Annotated in this window: 16 protein-coding genes; 7 read left to right on the top strand and 9 right to left on the bottom strand. The window is 69.7% G+C overall.

The window, feature by feature from the left end:
* Positions 1-155: 155 nt before the first annotated feature.
* The gene (locus tag ACETWP_RS06750) at positions 156-581 is read right to left on the bottom strand and encodes a hypothetical protein (RefSeq protein ID WP_373971447.1); all 426 of its coding nucleotides are present in this window, start codon (positions 579-581) and stop codon (positions 156-158) included.
* 441 nt (positions 582-1022) lie between these two features.
* Here ACETWP_RS06750 and ACETWP_RS06755 point away from each other — a divergent pair, with 441 nt between their 5' ends.
* Complete coding sequence (locus ACETWP_RS06755) at positions 1023-1517, top strand: hypothetical protein (protein ID WP_373971448.1); 495 nt, start codon at positions 1023-1025, stop codon at positions 1515-1517.
* 217 nt (positions 1518-1734) lie between these two features.
* Here ACETWP_RS06755 and ACETWP_RS06760 read toward each other — a convergent pair whose 3' ends face one another.
* Entirely contained in the window at positions 1735-2298 is a 564-nt protein-coding gene (locus tag ACETWP_RS06760; RefSeq protein ID WP_373971449.1) for a hypothetical protein, read from the bottom strand.
* 515 nt (positions 2299-2813) lie between these two features.
* On the opposite strand from ACETWP_RS06760, the gene ACETWP_RS06765 reads away from it, so the two are divergent.
* The gene (locus ACETWP_RS06765; RefSeq protein ID WP_373971450.1) at positions 2814-3458 is read left to right on the top strand and encodes a DUF4240 domain-containing protein; all 645 of its coding nucleotides are present in this window, start codon (positions 2814-2816) and stop codon (positions 3456-3458) included.
* 63 nt (positions 3459-3521) lie between these two features.
* Here ACETWP_RS06765 and ACETWP_RS06770 read toward each other — a convergent pair whose 3' ends face one another.
* Positions 3522-4442, bottom strand: a complete 921-nt coding sequence (locus ACETWP_RS06770; RefSeq protein ID WP_373971451.1) for a hypothetical protein — start codon at positions 4440-4442, stop codon at positions 3522-3524.
* A 199-nt stretch (positions 4443-4641) separates the two neighbouring features.
* Here ACETWP_RS06770 and ACETWP_RS06775 point away from each other — a divergent pair, with 199 nt between their 5' ends.
* Complete coding sequence (locus ACETWP_RS06775) at positions 4642-5127, top strand: SOS response-associated peptidase family protein (RefSeq protein WP_373971452.1); 486 nt, start codon at positions 4642-4644, stop codon at positions 5125-5127.
* Positions 5128-5865: 738 nt separating this feature from the next.
* Here ACETWP_RS06775 and ACETWP_RS06780 read toward each other — a convergent pair.
* Positions 5866-6741, bottom strand: coding sequence for a putative RNA methyltransferase (locus ACETWP_RS06780; protein ID WP_373971453.1), 876 nt, complete (start codon positions 6739-6741; stop codon positions 5866-5868).
* 66 nt (positions 6742-6807) lie between these two features.
* Between ACETWP_RS06780 and ACETWP_RS06785 the strand changes: the two genes are divergently transcribed.
* Positions 6808-8892, top strand: a complete 2085-nt coding sequence (locus tag ACETWP_RS06785) for a S9 family peptidase (RefSeq protein WP_373971454.1) — start codon at positions 6808-6810, stop codon at positions 8890-8892.
* Between the two features lie 2 nt (positions 8893-8894).
* On the opposite strand, the gene ACETWP_RS06790 is transcribed toward ACETWP_RS06785, so the two are convergent.
* Complete coding sequence (locus ACETWP_RS06790) at positions 8895-9563, bottom strand: peptide deformylase (RefSeq protein ID WP_373971455.1); 669 nt, start codon at positions 9561-9563, stop codon at positions 8895-8897.
* 82 nt (positions 9564-9645) lie between these two features.
* Between ACETWP_RS06790 and ACETWP_RS06795 the strand changes: the two genes are divergently transcribed.
* Positions 9646-10023 carry a VOC family protein gene (locus ACETWP_RS06795; protein ID WP_373971456.1) on the top strand — a complete coding sequence of 126 codons (378 nt, stop codon included), beginning with the start codon at positions 9646-9648 and terminating at the stop codon, positions 10021-10023.
* Between the two features lie 703 nt (positions 10024-10726).
* Here the strand turns inward: ACETWP_RS06795 and ACETWP_RS06800 are convergent.
* Entirely contained in the window at positions 10727-11434 is a 708-nt protein-coding gene (locus ACETWP_RS06800) for a 4a-hydroxytetrahydrobiopterin dehydratase (protein ID WP_373971457.1), read from the bottom strand.
* Between the two features lie 492 nt (positions 11435-11926).
* Between ACETWP_RS06800 and ACETWP_RS06805 the strand changes: the two genes are divergently transcribed.
* Positions 11927-12949, top strand: a complete 1023-nt coding sequence (locus ACETWP_RS06805; protein WP_373971458.1) for a DUF808 domain-containing protein — start codon at positions 11927-11929, stop codon at positions 12947-12949.
* Positions 12950-13182: 233 nt separating this feature from the next.
* Positions 13183-13587, top strand: a complete 405-nt coding sequence (locus ACETWP_RS06810; RefSeq protein ID WP_373971459.1) for a hypothetical protein — start codon at positions 13183-13185, stop codon at positions 13585-13587.
* Between the two features lie 88 nt (positions 13588-13675).
* Here ACETWP_RS06810 and ACETWP_RS06815 read toward each other — a convergent pair whose 3' ends face one another.
* The 3 genes from ACETWP_RS06815 to ACETWP_RS06825 form a co-directional block, all read right to left on the bottom strand.
* A complete protein-coding gene (locus ACETWP_RS06815; protein ID WP_373971460.1) occupies positions 13676-15136 on the bottom strand; it encodes a S8 family serine peptidase in 1461 nt (486 codons plus the stop codon).
* A 212-nt stretch (positions 15137-15348) separates the two neighbouring features.
* Positions 15349-15951 (bottom strand): hypothetical protein, encoded by a 603-nt coding sequence (locus ACETWP_RS06820; RefSeq protein ID WP_373971461.1) that lies wholly within the window; start codon positions 15949-15951, stop codon positions 15349-15351.
* Positions 15952-16551 carry a hypothetical protein gene (locus ACETWP_RS06825; RefSeq protein ID WP_373971462.1) on the bottom strand — a complete coding sequence of 200 codons (600 nt, stop codon included), beginning with the start codon at positions 16549-16551 and terminating at the stop codon, positions 15952-15954.
* Between the last annotated feature and the right edge of the window lie 72 nt (positions 16552-16623).

The following is a 16623-nucleotide window of genomic DNA, read 5'->3' on the forward strand; positions in this document are numbered from 1 at the left end:
ACCAGGCTGTGCATCGCAATCGGCCGGACGCAGGACGGTGTCGCTGCGCGTGCGTCCCCACCCGGATGCATCGAGGGCGGGGTATCAGGGTCAGCGGAGCGATTCGGACCGGCGTCTCATGGACCACCGGTCGTTGCCGGCCTCCCGTGGGCAGATCAGCTGTCCTCCACCCCGGTTGCGTCGTCCTTGGGCCAGCGTGGCCCCTTTTTCCGGGGGCGGTGAACCACGGACTTGTACGGCAGTTCGGCGTTCTCGGAGTAGCGGCGTATCAGGGCGAAGGTTTCGGCGTCGGCGGGGCTGGAGGTTTCGATCGACCTTAGCCAGAACGCGAAGTCGGGATCGTCCTTCCAAGGTATGTTCCGGAGGTATCCCGTGAGGAGTTCGGCGCGCTCGTCGGAGGTGCGTGCCGCGTCCATGAGCTGGCGGAACACGAGCAGGCTATTCGCGTTTCCGATGATCATGCCATCGAGGGCATCGGAGAAACCCTCCTGGTGCTCGTAGTTGCCGTGTTTTGGTCCCGTGTAGCGATGCACGGCCCAGTAGTCCGCGACTTGCCGTGTGGTCAGCCCTGGCGAGTCCAATTGAAGAACGCTCCTTGTCCTAGGTTCCGGCGTGGCGGGACCGAACCGATTTCCGTTTTAGTTCATGAAACCACGCGAACGCGACTTCCGTGCTGGTAGGGCGCGTTTCTGCGATTTTTGGGAGGGCGTCGAGTGTTTGGCGCCGTGGCTCGGTGGTGACCTCTCGGTTCTCGGCGCCGCTTCCGAGAGAGAGGCCATGCGGTGGGGGCCGGGCGGGTTCCGCCGTTACCGGAGGCGCTGCAATGGAGTGTTTCGGCAAGGAGTGTCTTGCTACCCGCCGGATGCGAACACCCATCTTGGCCGTTCGCCTCCTCTTCGCTTACGCCCGCGGAGTCTCGTGTCAGTAGCTTCGAATCTTCGCATGGTGCGCCGCCAGCCAGACACGAGCGAAAGCTTGCGGATGCTCGATCCTGACCGGGTTCGTTCCGTTAGGGTTCGACCGTGGAAGAACCAAGCAGCGCGCAAGAGCGGCGCATCACCTTCTGGCTGACGTTCCTGGGCCCCGTGGCCTTCGGCGTGGTGTCGGGCACCGTCAAACTCCTGTTTCCCTGGCTGTCTGCGGATGGTGCGCTCACCCCACCGGCGGAGCGCTTCTGGATTCCGGTGCTGGGGGGATTGGGCGTGGCAGTGGTGGTGCAGGTCGGTCGATGGTGGCTCCATGGCAGGGCTCGGGATCGACAGGGCGAAGCGGTAAAGACGCTGGTCGCGGTCGCACTGCTGGTCTCGTTGTTTGCCGCCGGTCTGGCGCTGCTGCATGATCCAAGTGCCTTGGTGATGTTTCTGCCGCTCGTTCTCCTCATGGGATTCCTGATGTGGTGGCCGCGGAAGAAGACGCCCACGCCCCAAGACCGGAACCTCGGCATCTACTGCATTTGCATCTTCTGCTTCATCGTCTCGGCGGCCACGGTGTCGATGGCCCTGACGCCCGCAACGTGAACGCGGCAGGTGAGGGTCTCGCTCCATGAGTGGGGCAGCCGCGGGAGAAGCGAAGGGGCCGCCGATTGTCTGGGGCGTGTCTCGGAGCAAGTGTCTCGCTACCCGCTGGCCACATGATGAGTAAGGTGCGCGGGGCGTCTGATCACCTTCCGTCATCAGCGGTCCGCCGGCTGCCCACGGACGCGGCGCCATCGTGCGCCTTTGTGAATCTTTCCCGCTAGCCCGGCTGGCCGTGCTCTGCCGTGGGCGGGGGTTTCGGCCCCGCGACCGTCACGAGGGCTTTGTTGTAGTCGTCGGCGAAATCGATCCGGGTCAGGTGCTTGAACTTGAACTGGGTCATGTAGTCGTCCCATGTCGCGTCGGGATCGATCGTGAGAATCCAGACGGACTTCTTGCCCCAGTCCGCCGGGGACCCGATCCAGCACATGTCTGGTCGCCGGGCTTCTTCGAAGAGCGTGACGACGCCGGCGAGGCTCGCGGCGGCGGAGATGAAATTGGACGGGCTGGAAAGGTCGATGGGTTCCGCGGGTTGGGCCGGCGGCCATGCCTGGTGCTCGCGCAGGAAGGGCAGGAACCGGGTGTCGGTTTCCACGCTGCGGAAGTCGGTGGGCCTGACGATGTTGTAGCCGTCGAAGTATCCGCCGTCGCGGATTCCGGTCAGCAGGACCCAGTCCCGCGTCAGGTCCAGCACGATGCCGTGGAGGGTCTCATTCGGGGCCACGGTTCGGACGATCTGGACGGGAACGCTCTGGTCCAGGGACCGCTGCAGGAGCTTCAGCATCTTTTTCTGCGATTGGTGTTTCTTCTACACAGGCACATCCTGCCACGTGCAGGTTTCCCCCGTCCGACGTTCCCTTCCGGTGCCTGCGGGCCGCGGGGGATGTCCGTCCCCCCGCTTTTGCGAAGGTTGCGCAAGGTGTCTCGATAGATTGCCTTGCTGCCCGCCCGCTGTGAAACAGCGACTGCGCAGAAGGCAGTGCCATGCGCGGCTGGGGCGCGCGAGACACCCACCATGTGCGGGAGATCGTGGTGGCAAAGGAAGTGGGAATTATCCGAGGGGATGCAATCCGCTGAGTCGAGAGTTGGGCAGTTCCACGCGACAGGCCAAATGCGAACAGGGCTGCAACAGGTCCGTGTCACGGCGAGCCGTTGCCTCAAACTCGTGGCGTGCTCCGGGAAGTGCATAGATACCCACCATCTGCAAGTCGCCGTCACCTCGCTTCTCTTCGCGCGTTCTTGAGACAAGCGCATGTCGTCGGTTGGCCTGTCGCTATCGACGCGGATACCCGGCAATCGATGGATCGCCGCCGATGGTGCTTCCATGGCGCCCGTTCAGCCGTGGCGCTTAGAGTTCGAGTAGGTTCTCGGCGTCGCCGAGCGGATGCCGGAGGGAGCAGGCGTGGACGACAACGGGTTCTGGGATGCCATCAACAGCTCCCGCGAGGTCCAGGAGGACGGGATAGAGGCGCAGGCCGAGGAGCTGGAATCGATCCTCGCGCGTGGACGCCGGAGGGGATCGCGGCGTTCGACGTGGCCTTCGTCCGGCGGAACCTCGAGTTGTATTCGTGGGATGTCTGGGCTGCCGCCGAATCCCTTATTGGCTGGTGCAGCGAGGACGTCTTCACGGACTTCCGTAGCTGGGTGGTGGCCCAGGGCAGGGAGTACTTCGAGGCGTGCCGCGCCGATCCGGCCGTACTCGCTGACGGGCGCCTGCGGGACGAGGAAGAGGTGGGTGCGGCGGAGGTGTTCGCGTCGGTTGCCAACACGGTCTACGAGGCAATGACCGGTGGACGGATCGAGGACGACTATCCGGCGCATCCGAGCGTCTACGACGTCGGCGAGCCCGCCGGGGACCGGATGGACGACGAGGCGATCGCGGCCCGCTTCAGCGGGATCCGCCCGATCGCCACGCTCCGTCCGCCATCCGCGTGGGGGAACTGACCCGGGCAGCTCACGGTTCCGGCGTCCGAGTGGGCCAGCTACACGGCCGCCTCCTGCCCGGTCCTACCCGGCGAGTTCCGGCGGATCCGAGACGCCTAGATGGTCCGCGGCGGCCCGGAACACATCCTCGAAGTCGGTGGTCGCCCGCGCCGTGGCCTCGTCGACGGTGAGAGCCAGGATGGCGTTCTCGTCGGGCGTGAGTCCGAGTATGAGGTGGCACCCTCGGCGGAGGAAAGGCCGCGGGCTGCGGACTGTGCGGGAATACGTCCCGGACTTCCGGCGCCGGGCGCCGTACCAGTCCCGCGAGCCACAGTCGAGGGTGAATTGCCGGACGTCGGTGGTTCGCAGCCAAGCCCACCATTCCTCCGAGTCGTTCACCTGGTCGGCGTGTTCCTCGAGCCGGCTCCAGTAGTCGCGCAGCGGTGACGGGGCGCGTCCGTTCCCCAACTGGCGGGGATTAGTGAACTCCAGCAGCGGTTGCCCCGACCCGCGCATGCGGACTCCCCGCGGCCACAGATGCCCGGCGGCCTTCTCGTACGCGAGCGGGATGACGTCGTACAGAAATTGGGTGCCCATGTTTCCCTCGACCCAAATTCCCATATCGTCGTGGAACTCCGCCGTGCATCCGGTGCCATTGGGGTCGTCCGCGGAGTCGGGGTCATCGCGTGGGAAGCCGCAGAGCGCGGCATGGGCGTGGAACCCCAGATACCAACGGTTGAAGGCGTCCAGACGTCGGAGCGCGCCCGTTGGTGTCGCCTCGAGCAGGTCGGGGTGCCCGAGGTCGAAGGACCGCATGATGCCCTGCGGGATGGGCTCCCGCTGGCAGCGCGCGCTGGCTTCCGCAACCAGATCGTCGTGGAAGCGCAGGATGTCGTCGGGGCTTTCGCCGATGAGGGAACGCTCAAACAGGGTGTGACGCCTGTCGTAGTCCTTATCGCCCAGGGACAGCCTGGCCGCAAGGGCATCGATCTCGATCATCGGCATGACCTCTTCCTCCGGAACCGCGAGCTTTACCGCCGAGCATAGGGACAATTCCGCTCGCGCACCGAACCGTGCGACCTTGAGTCCGGGCTAAAGACCTCGACGGCGGAGTGCCTCTGCAGAACTGTCTCGCGGACTACCGCTTGATGTACGGGTGTCTAGGAGCCTTCGCAGGTAAACACCGGTGGGGGCTGGTCCCGGCATGGGTGAAGAGCAACGGTGTGGGTGCGCGGCGATCAACGCCCGCTCCGAGACGGTGTTGGAAAAGCCGACGTTCCGCTCGGTCGCGGTCAGGCGCAGGGCCCTGGTCCCGGCCGACGGGTACTACGAGTCGCAGGACTCGGGGACGGGGAAGATCCCGATGTTCATGCACTCGGAGGATGGGGGAGTGGTGGCGTTCGCGGGGTTGTACGAATTCTGGCGCGATCCCGCGGTGCCCGGGGGCGGGGAGTGGAAGTGGATGATGACGGCGACGATCCTGACCCGGTCGGCGGCGGACGCGTCGGGGCACATCCACGACCGGACGCCGGTCATCGAGCCGAAGGGCCTGCGGGAGGAACGCCCCGATCCGGGAATCACGCACAAGGGGGAGATCCGGTCGCTGCTGGACGCGATTCCGGACCCCCACTGTTCCCTCGCGTGGTGGGGGCGGTCGTGGGCAACGTGCGCAGCAACGGGCCGGAACTGATCGAGGCAGTCGCGGCCACCTAGGCTTGGCGGCCTGGGGCCTGTGTCAGGGAGAAAGCCGGTCCACGCGGATCGAGATGAACTGGACGCCCGTTTTAGCCTGTGCTTCGTGTCGCCCATCCGCCCCCGGGAATCGTTCGCCTCGACGGCAGTCTCTGCGGCCGTATTCGACGTCACTGACCCGATGACATTCGCCCGAAGACCCACGGTCGTGCCGACTCCCCCTGCCGAAGAACGGTGCCCACGGAGCCCATGATGAGAGCTCTGGAACCTCTGTCTGCGCCGCCTTCAAACACCACCGACGCGGCCCGAGAATCGACACGCGGACACCAGCCACCGTGAATCGACAATGCCGAGCGATCCCGGTGCGCCCGGTTCTTGGGTCGGCCTATGCGGCTGGGTCCATGTGAAAGGCGTCCCTTCCCACATGTTTCGCCGAGGCTGCGCCCCGCCGCCGGCAGCGGTGGGTGGGATTGCGGGGGAGTGGCGACCCGGTGGCCGTGCGCGGGCGGTCGATGGGGTCCCGGTGTCCACATGTGTGCGGGAAAAGCAGCCTGACAGCGGGCTTTCGGTGTGCAGGTGCGGGCATGGGGCTAGTAGGTCCGCACACGAAAAGAGAGGGCCCCGGACGCATGGCGGACTGTGCCTCGCCCGTAAGTCGAAGACTCGGCGTGTCCGGTGGTGGGCGCGCCGGCCTTTGCGACCGACCGCCTGCTCCGGGCGCAGGATCCACGGAGGGTCAGATCCTGCGGAACGTCTGGACGCGGAAGGCCGCCGTGACCGCCACCGGGGGAGGCGCCGCCTCGACGCGTCCGCGCAGGGCGTGCGCGTCGAGGTGGTGTCCGGCCGGACCCATCACCGCGAGCCGGACGGCGTCCGCCTCGGAGAGCCGGAGCGCGGCGCGCACCTCGCGCGTCCCGAGCGGTTCGAAGCCGTCGCCGAGGCTCGCCGCCACGGTCTCCTCCTTGCCCGGAGCGATCGCCAGCAGCCCCAGCAGCTCGGAGGCCTCCGCGAGGTGTTCGGGCAGGGGAGTGACCACGACGGCGACGCCGCCGGGGGCGAGGACCCGGCGGTACTCGGGGCCGTTGCGCGGGGCGAAGACGTTGAGCAGCACGTCGACGCCGGCGTCGTCGAGCGGGAGCGGCCGCCACAGGTCCCAGACCAGCGCCGTCGTGCCGGGCAGCTTGGCGGCCCGGCGCATGGCGTGGCGGGAGATGTCCAGGGCGACGGCGGCCGCGGGCTGGCCCGTCGCGGCGCCGAGCGAGGCCAGGATCCGTTCGAGGTAGTAGCCGGTGCCGGCCCCGGCATCCAGCACGCGCGCGCCGTTGCCGGGACGCGCGCCGATGCCTCGCCCCGCCTCGGCGGCGACGGCGTCGGCCAGCGGGGCGTAGTGGCCGGCGGCCAGGAAATCGGCCCGCGCGGCGACCATGTCGCCGGTGTCCTCGCGGAACGCGGTCCCCTTGCCCACCAGCAGGTTGAAATAGCCTTGCCGGGCGGCGTCGAAGCGGTGTCCTGCGACACACGCGAGGGTCCGTCCGGCGTCGCCCGCGCGCTCCAGAACGGCCGCGCACACGGGGCACCGCAGCGGGATGCGGGGAGCGGGCGGTTGAGTCACGGGTCTATTTCCTTCAACAAATCTTTCAGATAGGCTCGCGCTGTGAAACCGACGCAGCTTGAACTGATGACCACTGTATCCGCGCCGTCGATCAGCCCGGACGGCCGACATGCCGTCGTGGCCGCGTCCCGGCCCAGCTTCGACGCGGACAAGTCCGTGGGCCAACTGTGGATGGTGGACCTGCAGGGCGCCGAGCCGCCGCGCCGCTTCACGCGCGGACAGTGCGACTCCAGCCCGCGCTACTCCCCGGACGGTCGCGTGATCGCGTTCCTGCGCCCCGACGACAAGGGCCGGCCGCAGCTCGCGCTCGTCGACGCCCGCGGCGGAGAGCCGCGCATCGTCACGGACCGGCACCTCGGCGTGGCGGGCTTCGCGTTCTCGCCCGACGGGGCGCGGATCGCGTTCGCCAGCCGCACCCCCGAGGACGGCCGCTACGGGACGCTCGACGGGGTGGGGGCCGGCGCGGAAGACCCCCGGCGCATCACGGGATTCAAGTACCGCGGCAACGGTCTCGGCTTCACCCGGGACAAGGTCCAGGGCATCTACCTCATCGACGTCCCGTCCGTCGGGGACGAGCCCTTCGTCGAGCCGGTCGGCCGCGCCGCCAAGGCGCTGAAGGGCATGGCCGCGGAGTCCGACGACGGCGCCGCGGCGTCCGCCAAGGACCTTCCCCACGCGCGGCTGCTGACCCCGGAGGACCGCGACGCGTCCGAGCCAGAGTTCTCCCGCGACGGACGCCACCTCTACTTCACCGCGTCGCTGCACGACGGCGCGGACCGCGACCTGCGCTCGATGGTCCACCGCGTCCGGGTCGACGACGCCGCGGCTGCCCCCGAGCCCGTGGCCGGCTCCGCCACGGCGGCGCACGGCTTCGGCACGCCGGTCTTCTCCCGCGACGGCGCCACGCTGTTCCTCCTGGGCCAGGAGCTCGGCCCCGACGGCACCGACTTCGTCGCGCGCAACGCCGGCGTCTACGCGCTGGACCTGGCGGACGGCTTGCCGGCGGGCGAGCCCCGGCTCCTGACGGATCTGGACGCGAGCGACTACGGCGACGTGCACTCGACCCTGGTGCCGCACGGCGAGTCGCGCGTGATGGCCTTCGCCCGGGTCCGCGGCAGCGGCGAACTGCACCTCCTCGACGCCGCCGGCGGCGTGGAGACGCTCGTTTCCGGACCGCTCGAGGTGACCGGAGCCGCCGAGGCCGGCGGCGCCGTCGTCGTGGCTTTCGCCGATCCGAGCACGACCGGCGAGGTCGGGCTCGTGGAGGACGGCACGGTGCTGCGGCTGACCGACTTCTCCCGCGCGCTGCGCTCCACCACGCGGATCGCCGAGCCCCGCGAGCTCGTTGTCGACTCGGCGGACGGCTACCCGGTGCACGGTTGGGTCTTCCTGCCGGAAGGCGAGGGGCCGCACCCGGTGCTGCTGAACATCCACGGAGGACCCTTCTCCCAGTACGGGTGGTCCTACTTCGACGAGGCGCAGGTCTACGCCGAGGCCGGCTACGCCGTCGTGCAGTGCAACCCCCGCGGCAGCGCCAGCTACGGCCGCGAGCACGGCCTGGCCATCAAGGGAGCGATGGGCACGGTGGACCTGCAGGACGTCCTCGCGTTCCTGGACGGGGCCGTCGCCGCGGAACCGGCGCTCGACGGCGGGCGGGTCGGCGTGCTCGGCGGTTCCTACGGCGGGTACCTCACCGCCTGGACCATCGCCAACGACCACCGGTTCCAGGCGGCGATCGTCGAACGCGGCTACCTGGACCCGCTGAGCTTCATCGGTTCCTCGGACATCGGCTGGTTCTTCAGCGAGGCCTACACCGGCGCGGATCCGGAGCACACGCTGACGCAGAGCCCCATGGCGCGGGTCGCCGACGTGCGGACGCCGACCCTGGTGCTGCACTCCGAGGAGGACTACCGCTGCCCGCTGGAGCAGGCGCAGCGCTACTACGTCGAGCTTCTGCGCCACGGCGTCGACGCCGAGTTCCTGTTGTTCCCGGGGGAGAACCACGAGCTCTCCCGCGCCGGGACCCCGTGGCACCGGCGGCAGCGCTTCGAGGCCATCCTCGAGTGGTTCGGGCGGTACCTCCCGGTGGGCGGCGCTGCGCCCGAGGCCGCCGAGGCCACGGGCGCGCCCGTGCCCGCCAACGCCCGGTAGCCTCAGAAACCGAGGCCGCGGCGCGCGCGGCCGATTCCCGGATCGGCCCAGCGCGCCGCGTACTCCGCGTGCGTGCAGAGGCTGCGCGTCAGCACCTTGTCGACGTACACGGTGCCGTCGAGGTGGTCCGTCTCGTGCTGGAAGATGCGCGCCTGCCAACCGGAAAGACCACGCTCCACGGCCCGGCCCTCGGGCGTGGTGTAGGAGGCGGCCACCTCGGCCGGCCGTTCGACGACGCCCTGGAACCCGTCGAAGGACAGGCATCCCTCGAAGAACGCCGCCGTGCGCGGCCCGGCCGCCCGGTACGCGGGATTGAGGGCCGCGAAGTAGGCCAGCGGTTCGCGCTCGCGCTCGGCGCCGATGTCCGGGTCGATCGGAAACGCATCCTCCATGACGGCGATGCGCAGCGGGATGCCGATCTGCGGCGCGGCCAGCCCGACGCCGGGGGCGGCGTGCATGGTGTCGCGCATGACGGCCAGGAACCGGGGGAGCAGTTCGCCGTCCAGCTGCCCCTCGAACTCGGCCGCCCGCATCCTCAGGACCGGGTGGCCGAGCTGGACGATCGGCGGCAAGGATCCCAGGGCATGGGCCTCCACCATCGCGTGCGCGAGTTCCGCCATCCTGGCGGCGGGGTAGTCGACGGGGCCCGGGCCGGGCGCGGCGTTGCTCATGGCACTAGCGTGGCACATCGCGCGCAGGGGAGGCCCGCCCGCAACGCTGGACAGCGTCCGTGGCGGTGGACATGCTGGGGGCATGGATGCCCGCGCCGCCATCAATCTCACCTCCGTGGTCCTCGGGGCTCGCGAACCGGTCGCACTGGCCGGGTTCTACCGGGAACTGCTCGGATGGGAGAGGCACTTCGAGGAGCCGGATTGGGTGATGATCAGGCCTCCCGGTGGGGGCGTCGGACTCTCGTTCCAGGGCGAACCCGATCATGTCCCGCCCGCCTGGCCCGCGGGTCCCAGCCGTCAGCAGATGCAGATGCACCTGGACCTGCGGGTGGAGGACCTCGGGGCGGCTTGCGCTCACGCCGAGCGACTCGGCGCCTCGCGGGCCGGGTTCCAGCCGCAACGCGATGTCCGGGTGTATCTGGATCCGGAGGGGCATCCCTTCTGCCTGTTCGAGGACTAGGCCAGGGTCGGGGATACGGCAACATGCCGCGGACCGGCACCGCGGAGGGCTCAGTTATGTCAGGTTCCGTTATCCGCGTCCTGGCGGAATTCTTGTCGGCAGGGCCGGTGGGGTACCGATGGTGGGCCAGCCCGCGGGCGCGGACGCCTGGGTCTGCGACGGGTCCGGCGCCCGGGCGGGCCGGCACCCGGGCGGCCCGGTCGCCGCGGCATGCGTGGCGGTCGGCTTACCGGCCAACGTATTCAGTCGACCAAGAGATCCGGCGGCGGAATTCGGACAGGCGCGACTGTGCGGGCCCGCACCGGCGTCGCCGCAGCCCGCGCCAGATCGCCCGTGTGTCCGAGACGTGCCCGACACCGCCGGGCCGGCCGACTGCAACGTGACGCCGCGGCGTGCGTGCTGGACGGCCGTAAAGTGATCGCGCACGACACGCGTCGCTCGCACCGCCTCGTCGTCTTTTGGGGCCCTTCCGGGAGCCGATCCAAAACGCCGATAATCAACATTATGTCAGTTAGTGCGCTGAGCAGCGTAACGGCAAATCCCTCAGGATGCCGTACTCCACCCATCCAACGGCCTTGTAGCCCCCACTGGCGGTCCGCTGCATCTCGATAGTTGGCCTAGCCTAGAGAGACGTTTTCGGTAGTCGATCCCGCGGGCCGCGGTGACCCGCGACGATGCGCCGCAGGTCGACCCAATGGGCTTTTCAAGCCTGCGGCGAAGCGGACACGTCGATGCATACGATTCCCCTGTTGCCGTCCTGGTCGGCGATCACAGTGAGCGCGGGCGCGTTGCTGTCATCGACGACGGTCCCACCCGCGGCGAGGGCTGCGGCGACCCGTTGCTCAACCACCTCGGGCGCTACATAGACTTCGAGGTGGAACCGCTGACGCGAAGCCTCGTCCCCGTCGGCGTCCCCGAACCATAGGTTCGGTACCCGTCCCGTGGCGTCTCGGATTTCGTCGCTGGGCGACCCGCGGCCCTGGGACTCGGCACTCCCGGTCAACAGGGCGGCCCACACTGGAGCGATAGTCGCGGAGCGCGCCGTGTCGAGGCCAAGCTCAATGTCGCTGACCGAAGCCGGGTCGGAGTCGGCCATATGGTCGGCGGCGATCTCGGTGATCCGTCGCGCCAGGTCGATATCCTGCTGGGTGACCCATTCAACGACGTGTTCGGTACCCCCGTCATCGCGGTAGATGGCGTCGTCTGAGACCAGCTTGAGGTCGACGTACCCGTGGCCGATCGCCACGCGCGGGTGGTGTCCCAGCGCATCGCCCGCCTCGCCCACCGCAGCGACGAAGCGTGCGCCGGCGCCGAAGTCGTCGACCAGATAGCGGGCATGCAATCCCTGTGCCAGTTTGCGCCACTCGGTCAAGTTGGCCCCGGCGATCTGTTCGCCCGTCAGCATGTCCATGGACGGGGATCCTACTAGGGTCGCTTCAAAGTTGATATGGCCGTGAATGGTGCAACTCGCAGGCGATCCAAGAGGTGGACCAACGCGGTGACTCGACAGGGTGCTCTACGTCCGGAGTCGATACTCAAGCTGTCCCCCGGCATTTCCCGCGCAGACCACGTACTGAAGGTGCCAGGTCGCCTCCGGACACCTCCTCCCCCGGTCGTCGTCGGGTTCCATGGCGGCAAACCGTCTCTCGCGGCCGCGGCAACATCACCGGACGCGGCCGCACGGAACCGCATCCGGCCTAGTCGGCAGTCGGAAACCGAGCCGGCGACGGGCCCCGGGCGACTGCGAACCAACGCGCCGCCGCGGATTGGCGCCGTCCCGATGATGCACGCCGCTTCCCGTCGACGGCTGCCCGCCGCCGTATACTCCAACCATGCCAATCACGCGCCCCAATCGGGGCCTCCACGCCCAGCAGCCCTTCCGCGAACAGCGCGGAGGCGATCTGTGAGCGGCGGTCTTGTTGCCCTGCTGGACGACGTCGCAGCCCTGGCCCGTATAGCGGCGGCCTCGCTGGACGACGTCGCGGCAGGAGCCGCCAAGGCTGGGTCCAAGGCCGCGGGCGTGGTGATCGACGACGCCGCCGTCACCCCGCAGTACGTCTCCGGGGCGGACCCGTCGCGCGAACTCCCCATGATCAAGCGGATCTTCTGGGGCTCGCTCCGGAACAAGCTGTTGATCATCCTGCCGGCGCTGCTGCTCATCAGCGCCTTCATCCCGTGGCTCATCCCGTTCATCCTCATGCTGGGCGGCACCTACCTCTGCTACGAGGGTGCCGAGAAGGTGTGGCACAAGCTCCGCGGCAACCACGAGGCCGAAATGGCGCCGGCGGTCGAACGGGGCCCGGAGGCAGAGGCCAAGGTCACCAAGGGCGCCATCACCACCGACTTCATCCTGTCCTGCGAGATCATGGTCATCTCGATGAACGAGGTGGCCGATGAGTCCCTGTGGGTCCGGGCCCTCATCCTGGTCGTCGTGGCCCTCGCGATCACCGTGCTCGTCTACGGCGCCGTCGCACTCATCGTCAAGATGGACGACATCGGCCTGCACCTGACCACCAAGGACTCCCCGGGCGCCCAGCGCTTCGGTGAGATGCTCGTCAAGGGGATGCCCTCCGTGCTGGCCGCGATCACCCTCGTCGGGACCATCGCCATGCTCTGGGTTGGCGGTCACATCATGCTTCAGGGTGCCTATGACCTCGGCTGGCACGCTCCGTACGACCTGGTCCACGCCCTTGAGGCCCCTTTCGCGGGGATCGCGGTGGGCGGCGCCTTCCTGGCCTGGCTCGTGAACACCCTGTGCTCGGCCGTCCTCGGGCTCGCCTGGGGCCTCGTCGTCATGGCCATCCTGCACCCGCTGCTCAAGGTGCTGCCGTTCGGCAAGAAGAAGGGCGGGCACGACGAGGGCGAAGTCCGCGCCGGCGCCGCCGACCATCGGTCGCCGAAACGCGACGCCGATCCCGCGCCCTAGCTGGACCCGGCCGACCCGCGGCGCCCTGATCCAGCGGCACCGCGCGGCACCGACGCCCGGAACGTTGCCGGATCGGAATGGCACCGAGATTCCGGCGGGCGCGCCGGAGGGCTACGGTGGCCGTGGGTGCCGGAGGAGCGGTCCGCGCAGGATGCGGTGAATCGCGGCGCATGCCGGATGGCGGCGGGCTGGAGCGCCCTGGCGGAAGCATCACGACGGCGGACGGAGCGATCATGAGCGGCAACCTCTACCGAAGGGCGGCCCTGGCCGCCTGCGTCCCGGGGCTTCTCCTCTTGGCGGCGTGCTCCGGCGAGCCGTACGAGGACAGCCACCGGGGTCTTCCCGAATCCGTGGCGCCGGGTGACACCGGCGAACCTTTCGCAGTCTGGACGGATCACCCGGATCGCTTCGCCGTCGTGCTGTATGGAAGCAGCAGCTGCCCGCCGCGTCCGGAGTCCCTGAGTGTCGACGGCCCGGACACCATCATCCTGACGCTCGAGGATCCCCCGTCGGGACCCTGCACCGCCGACCTAGCGCCGACGACTTACGACTTCGATGCGCCGGACGGGTTGGAGACCGGCGCGGATGTCACGATCCGCATGGGTGCCAGCACGATGACCCTCAGCGCGCCGTCCTGAGGCTGGCCGCGCCCACCGGTGGTGCGGAGGCGGCAGGGCTGGCGCGATCGACCTCCGCTCCCCCGGCCGCGGGCGGAATCAGGTGTCCTCAGTAGGCCGCGAGATGGACCAGGTATCCGTAGTGCGACGACGCCGGCGGCCTAATCGGATCGCCGGAGAATCCGTGGGCCTGGTCCTCCTGGTTGTAGTCGGCGGTGAGTTCGAGGAACTGGGCGGCCATCTCCGCGCCGGAACCGCCACAGGTTCCGCGTCCGATGCACAGGGCGATCGACCCGGCCACGTACGGGCTGGCGAAGCTGGTGCCGTTGGCCACGGCGTACTGGCCGCCGGGATACGTGGACGAGACGCAAACGCCGGGCGCCGCGACGGTGTGGTCCCGGTCCCCCGCCTGCGTCGCGTAGTTGGAGAACGTGGCCACACCGTCGTCCCGGCCCAGGGACGTGTAGTCCGCGTTCCCGCACTGCGAGGCCGACTGGCGGCCCGGCACGCCGTCGTAGTCGGCCATGGCGGTGGCCGCCAGCACCTCCGAGTAGGTCGCGGGCACCGAGGCGGCCAGGTCGCGGCGCGCATTGCCGGCCGCCGCGGCCCAGACGACGCCCTCCTCGACGGATTGGCAGATGGCCCGGTGGAGCGCATCGGTGTCGCCGCCGCACGTCTCGGGGTCCGATCCGGGTCCCGTGATGCTGATGTTGGCCACGGCGATGTCGTTCGTCTCGTCGTCATCGGTGTGGGTCGAGGCCACCCAGTCGGCGGCGCAGATGAGGCTGGCCTCGGTGATCCCACCGGCGTCGTTCATCACCCGCACCGACCACAGCGTGGCGCCCGGCGCGGCCCCGACGACCCCGAATCCGTTGTCCAGCGCCGCGATGACGCCGGCCACCTGCGTGCCGTGCCCGTTCGGGTCCACCGGGACCTCGTCCGAGACCACCGCGGTCCCGGACGAGCAGTCGGCACCCCAGCGCGCGTTGAGGTCGGGGTGGGTGCCGTCGATGCCCGTGTCGATGACCGCCACGTTGACGGCGGAGAAGTCCTGGGGGACGGCGTCGACCGCGGCCGTCTCGGGCGCCAGCCCCCCGATGCGCAACAGGCTCAGGGGCGTCAGCTGGGCCGCGGGCGCCGGGTCCTCGGCGGCATCGACCGGGGCGCCCGCGATCCCGAGACCGCCCACCAATTCGAAGTCCCGTTGGCGCTGCAGGAACTCCACGGACGGGTCCGCGCCCAGGCGAGCCGCGTCCGCGGCCGTGAGCGTCGCCGCGTACCCGTTGATGGCGTGGCTGTAGGTCCCCGCGTGCTCCAGCCCGTAGGCGTCGCCTTGCGTGGTGGCGACGCGGTCGACGTCCCGGACGGAGTCCTTGAGGACCACGATGTACTCGTCGGCGCCTCCGGCGGCCGACGCCGGGCCGGCGGTCGCGAGGCCCGCGCCCGTCGCCAGCGCCACGGAGCAGAGCACGGCCGACCAGCGGCGCGCGCGTGCGTGGACGAGTGGTGCACGGGACGCGGTCCGCGTGCGACGGGACGTGGCGTCCGGCTCGGAGTTCGGGGTGTTCATGGGTCCTCCCAGCGCTTGCGCCGCATGCGGCCTGGTGCGGCTGCCGGCCTCCGGCCCCGGTGGTCGACGACCGCTGGGGCGCCGGGACACGACGGCGGCTTCCTCGGATGGCCAGTATGTGGCAGTCCCCCCGGGGTGTCCATGCCCCGTGGCCATCCTCCAGCGGGAGCGGCGGACTTTTGTGCCGGCGCGGCCTTGGCACGCCGGGCGCCTCAGGCGCGGAGCAGGAAACCGATGCCCGCGCAGGCGCAAGCCCACAGCACGCTGGCGAAGGTCCCGAGGATGAAGCGCTCGGCCGCGCCGTCCTGGCCCAGCTCGGAATACCGGCCCAGGCCCTTGACGGCCAGGACAACCGCGAGCCCCTCCGGCCAGCCGGCCCACAGGGTCGCCGCGATGGCCGTGCGCTCCAGGACGCCGATCCAGGCGCCGCCGCGGAGCACCGGCTGGCCGGGTCCTGCCGCCGTGGTGTCCGCCCGCGCGGGGGTCCCGCCCCCACCCGCCGCCGCGGCGTCGCGTTCCCTCTCCTCGGCCACGTCCTCCCGGTGGGACAGGCGAAGGATGGCCAGGGTGACGGGACCGCCGCCCAGGGCCGCCGCGGCCACCGTGAAGGCGGCCGCAACGGGCGCGTTCACGCCGGCGGGGCCGCCCGCGGCGCCCGCCGTCGCGGCGAGGATCGCCGCCGCCCCGAGGAGCGTCAGTTGCGTGCCCGCCGTGGCGTAGAGCAGACGGTGGGAGCGCCCGCGGAATCGCCGGAAATACTGGGGAAGCCCACCCACGGCCGCGAGGACCACCAGGATCAGCGCCAGAACGGCCATCTAGGAATCTCCGTCCGTCGCCTCGGAATACGCGGCCATGGCCCCGGCGGCCTGCGCGGCCAGGCCGCGGCTCTGGTGCCACAGGCCCGAGGCCAGGCGGCCCGAAACGGCCTGCTGGGTGATCCCGAGCCGTTCCCCGGCCTCCCGCTGGGACAGGCCCGAGGCTATCAGCCTGCCGGCCTCCTCCGACGCCTGGGTGCGGCGCAGGTTCACCTCCGCGACCAGCTGCAGTTCCGCCTCCAGCCGCTTCGCCTCACTCCCGGGGCCGGCGACGGCCAGCGACGCCGGGGAATGCTTTGCGCGCTCCACCGCCTCGCGCGCCAGTTCGAAGGCCTCGCCGGAGCCGGCCCGGGTCTGTTCCGGGAGCGGACGCTTCACCGATCCCACGCCGATTCCCACGCTCCACTCCCCCGTGCCCGCCACGTCCAAGGCCAACTCGACCGCTGCCACGCCGTCGTCGAGGACGCCCTGCAGCTCGTCGCCCGCCGTGCGTTCGAAGCGACGCAGCGGCGCGTACCGTTCGTTGAGGCGGGCCACCAGGTCGTCGACCAGATCCGGACGACGGCGGGACGCCCGCTGGTCGATGGTGATGACGATCATTCCACAAGACTAGAGCATTGTGTCACATCATACAAGGAACGAGCCTTGTGGCGGCGGTACCGCACCCAACTA

Source organism: Arthrobacter halodurans, from assembly GCF_041877255.1.
In the GTDB taxonomy this organism is placed as follows: Bacteria; Actinomycetota; Actinomycetes; order Actinomycetales; family Micrococcaceae; genus Arthrobacter_N; species Arthrobacter_N halodurans.